The organism is Endozoicomonas sp. ONNA2, from assembly GCF_024606365.1.
In the GTDB taxonomy this organism is placed as follows: Bacteria; Pseudomonadota; Gammaproteobacteria; order Pseudomonadales; family Endozoicomonadaceae; genus Endozoicomonas.
On the sequence record NZ_JAHHPO010000470.1, the window covers coordinates 1 to 4,432 of the forward strand.

3 protein-coding genes are annotated in these 4,432 nt (G+C 52.3%); 1 reads left to right on the plus strand and 2 read right to left on the minus strand.

The genetic code is table 11. The annotated features are described in order from the left end of the window. The first annotated feature begins 226 nt into the window (after nucleotides 1–226). Nucleotides 227–1,174, plus strand: coding sequence for a C2H2-type zinc finger protein (locus KDK14_RS08495; protein ID WP_257264665.1), 948 nt, complete (start codon nucleotides 227–229; stop codon nucleotides 1,172–1,174). Between the two features lie 47 nt (nucleotides 1,175–1,221). Here KDK14_RS08495 and melB read toward each other — a convergent pair whose 3' ends face one another. Together melB and KDK14_RS08505 are read right to left on the minus strand one after the other, a co-directional pair. Beyond that, nucleotides 1,222–2,580: a melibiose:sodium transporter MelB gene (gene melB, locus KDK14_RS08500; protein ID WP_257264666.1), complete on the minus strand. Its 1,359-nt coding sequence runs from the start codon at nucleotides 2,578–2,580 to the stop codon at nucleotides 1,222–1,224. 82 nt (nucleotides 2,581–2,662) lie between these two features. Continuing rightward, nucleotides 2,663–4,432 (minus strand): glycoside hydrolase family 2 TIM barrel-domain containing protein (locus KDK14_RS08505; protein ID WP_257264667.1); only part of this gene is annotated, 1,770 nt, incomplete at its 5' end.

The window sequence follows — 4,432 nt, forward strand, 5'->3', positions numbered from 1 at the left end:
ACGACCGGCTTCCGAAGGTTTCAACGTCTTCTGAAGTTACGGATTCAGGTAAAAAATTGGGAATGAAGGAATTTTCTCTTGGAAAAGTGGTCTCCTAAACAGTATGAAAATAATTTGGTGATAAAGCACGAACATGCATTCATCTTTTAATGACTTTTCTTCTTACGCTGGGGCTTCCAAGTGGCTTACTGAAACCACAAAAACCTGTCGTGAAAAAGAAATTGAAATGGAAACTCCATTTTTTAATGACAAAAAAGTTCAAACATTTGAGTTCGCTGGTTTTGGCTATGTCTCGGAAATGATTAATCAACAACAAAAGCAACAGCAAAATAGTGCCTTTGATTCGACTGACTGGTTAGAAACGGACAAGCTCCCGCCATTATTCCCTGAAATTGATGATCTTGACTATACCTCCGAATATAACGAAGGAGATAAACATCTACTGTCTTCAAATAACAGTTGTGATAAAACCGGAAATAGTGATAAATCCGGAAATGCTGATATTTTCACAGAAATAAAAATGAATGAACCGGATGCTCAGATAGAAAATTCAACAAAGGTCTTGCGCACTGTCAAGAACTCTTTTCAGTGTGAACAATGTAATAAGATCTTTAGTCTAAAGAAGACTCTGAAAAGACACATCCGCATCCACACCGGCGAGAAGCCCTATAAGTGTAAAGTGTGCGACAAGGCCTTCATTCAATCCAGTGACCTGAAAAAACATGCCCACATCCACACCGGCGAGAAGCCCCATAAGTGTAAAGTGTGCGACAAGAGCTTTATCCGAAACAAAGACCTGAAAAAACATGTCAGCATCCACACCGGCGAAAAGCCCTTTAAGTGTAATGAATGCGACAAGAGCTTTATCCGAAATGAAGACCTGAAAATACATGTCTTTACCCACACCGGCGAAAGGCCTTTTAAGTGTAATAAATGCGACAAGAGCTATAATCGAAAGGATTCTCTACAAATACACACACGCACCCACACCGGCGAAAAGCCCTTCAAGTGTGAGGTGTGTGCAACGAGCTATCCATATAAAAACTCTCTAAGAAGGCACAGGAAATCTCAAGGCCATTTACTCAAAAAGGCTCAACTGTTATCAACCGAGTGTGCCGGGATCAGGTCTTGCCTTTTAAACACAGCCAAGGTCACAGACCTGATACCTGTTTAGTTCTCAAACAGCCTTCTGAATAAAAGCACGCCATTGATCGCCAGGGCTCAGGCAGTCCTTGTAGCGCCGGTATGTTTGAAGCGCTCATCCAGACGGTAGGTTTTCTTATAGATCACAGCACTGAGCAGTACCAGAATGGCAGGAACAAGGATCATCAGCACTTTCAGGCCGACAATGGTTTCTGCGGACTGCACCTCATTGGGTACATAGCCGATCATGGTCAGGCCGAAACCGATAAAAAAACCCGCCAGGGCTCCGGCACCTTTCACCAGCATGGTCTGGACCGAGAAGATGATACTCTCGCTGCGCAGGCCGGTTTTCTGCTCGCCATAGTCCACCACGTCGGCCAGCATAACCGTGGACAGGCCGTTGAACAGACCATTGCCAAACTTCAGGGCGGCACCGGCAATACCCACCAGGATGGCGCTTTTTGGGGAGATCACGCTGGAGGCAAACAGCACGATACAGCACAGGATCGGGAAGCCACAGGCCAGCGGCCACATGATTCGCCGGTCAACCACCTGAGAGATCCAGGGGTACAGGAAGATACCAGAAAACTCGGCAATCCCCGCCACCAGGGAGAACATCGGGAACAGCTCTTCCTTACCGATGGCATAAGTGAAGTAGTAGATGGCAAAGCCGCCGATCAGCTGAATGGCAATATTAAACGACAGGACAAAACCAATCAGCGACTTCAGCTGGTCATTCCCGATAATAATTTTCTTGACATCATCGGCACTGAATTTCTCACTGGAGACCGTGATCTCTATTTTCTCCTTGACCTGGAAGAAGGTAATCAGGGCACTGGCAATAAAGGAAATAACAATACCGATACAGAGGTAGAAAAAGCCCCTGCCCTCGTTGCCATCCCCCAGCAAACCAACGCAGTACAGGCCATAGGTACCCATCAAGGTCCAGGCGATACTGGCAAAGATGCGGGGCCAGACCACCAGATGCTCACGCTCCTGGCGTTGTGAGGAGAGCGCCGGAATCATTGACCAGTAAGGGATGTCCATAATGGTGTAGGTGACGCCCCAGAGAATATAGGTGACGGCGGCATAAACGTAGGCGGTGGTGCCTTCAAAGTTGTGGGCTTTGAACACCATCAGCAGGACCGCCGAGTTCACCAGGGTGCCAATCAAAATCCACGGACGGAACTTGCCAAACTTCGAGCGGGTGTTGTCGACGATCATCCCCATCAGCGGGTCCGTGAAGGCGTCGATAATGCGTGCCACCAGGAACAGGCCACCGACAAAGGCCGCCGACAGGCCGACGACATCGGTGTAGTAATACATCAGGAAGATATAGATGATGGAGCAGGCAAAATCTTTGCCCAGGGCACCAAGGCCATAGGAAGCCTTGGTCTTCAGCGTAATATGCTGGTTAGCGGTTTGCACAGTAGTCATGGGAAGTACATCAGGTTGTATCAAAGTTACCAGACAAACCTGCAACGGCTGGTGGGTTGCCCAACCGTCACAGCATCAGGCGTTAAGACAGCGAAAAATGCCATTGGTAATCGGTGCCTTTCAGTAAATATTCCGGGCGTACGCTGGGTGTCCAGGAGTCATCACCGCCAACCCCCATATGAAAACCGTCCAGATAAACATAGACACCGTCACCAGCGACCAGCTCATTGGTGTGGGTCGCCCTGGCCAGCTGCTCCTGACCGTAGCGGCTGACACTGAAATGAAACTGCCCGCTGATATTGGCGTCGCCTATACGCAACTGACAGGTGTCGCAGCGCAGGCCATTGTCACTGGGGAAGATATACGGCGTATGCAGTGCGTCCAGTGGCAGTGACCAGTGGCCGATATCGGCACTGCGGCGACGGTCCGGATAGTTTTCGTGGGGGCCGCGGCCAAACCAGCTGACGCTTTTTGGCACCGCCTGCAGAGGCAGGCTGGCACCGATGCGGGGCAGCGGCGGCAGGTCGCCATCCACCCGGACCTCAATGTTGATCTTCAGTTCACCGCTGGCCAAGAAACGGTGGTACCAGAGCGTCTGGATAAGGGCTTGCTCCGGATGTTCCGGGTGACTGTAGCTGTGGTGCGCAACAACCACGCCCTGGTCCTTGTCACACTCAACCAGCAGGCAGCGGTGCTGCAGGTTAAACAGCCCGGCCTTTTTCCAGCGGGGCATCCAGGCGTTCGGGTCCGGGCGGTCCACTTCGCTGACACCAATGTCGTTATCCAGCGGTGCCCGGAAGAAATTATCGGTCAGCGGTGCCAGCAGTTGTTCACTGCCGTCTTTTATCCAGCTGACCAGCTGGCCAGTGGTGCGGTGGATGGTCCAGCTGTTGTTGATGGAGTTGTTGACAGAGTTGCTGCCGGCAGTCACTGTCAACTGATGGCCCGATTCGCTGATCTGGGACATCGCCAGCAGCCGTCGCCTGGCGTCCAGGCCAGCAATCCGGGGTGCCAGCATAAACTGCTGGCGTGCCACCTCGTGGCCGGCGTCAGACCAGCTGGTGGCCGCGGGCTGGATAATGGTCAGGTTCAGCCGTGGCAGGTCACCGCTAATGGCCAGTGGCTTTTCAGTCAGTACCAGCTGCTGGCTGGCACCGGGGGCGATAGCCAGGGTCTGTTCACCGCTGGCCAGCACCGTCTCGCCTGCCATCACCTGCCAGACCAGCTGATGGTTATCGGTGCGGGTAAAACACGCTTCACTGGTGATGTTAATGGTCAGTGGTTGAGTAGTGACCAGCTCAAAAGTAAACGGCTGCTGAACTCTTTTTGCCTCCAACAATGCCGGGTGCGGGGTCTTGTCCGGGAACACCAGCCCGTTAATGCAGAACTGACGGTCGTTGACCACATCGCCAAAATCACCGCCGTAGGCCCAGAAGTGCCGACCATTGTCGTCGTATTTGTCCAGCCCCTGGTCAACCCAGTCCCAGATAAAGCCTCCCTGCAAACGTTGATGGCTGCGAAACGCATCCCAGTATTCGCCAAAACCGCCCAGGCTGTTGCCCATGGCGTGGGCGTATTCACAGAGAATGATCGGGCGGGTTTCGTTGGCCATGCCGACCCATTTGGTCAGCGCCCATTTGGTTTTATCGAAAAACTGCTGGGGCTGGTCTTCGTGGGTGCGAGCGTACATGGGGCAGATAATATCGGTAGCCAGCGTATCGGAGCAGCCGCCTTCGTACTGTAACGGCCGGGAGGGGTCCATGCGTTTGGTCCACTGGTACATGGCGTCGTGGGTGGCACCGTAGCCAGACTCGTTGCCCAGCGACCAGATCATGATGGACGGATGGTTAAA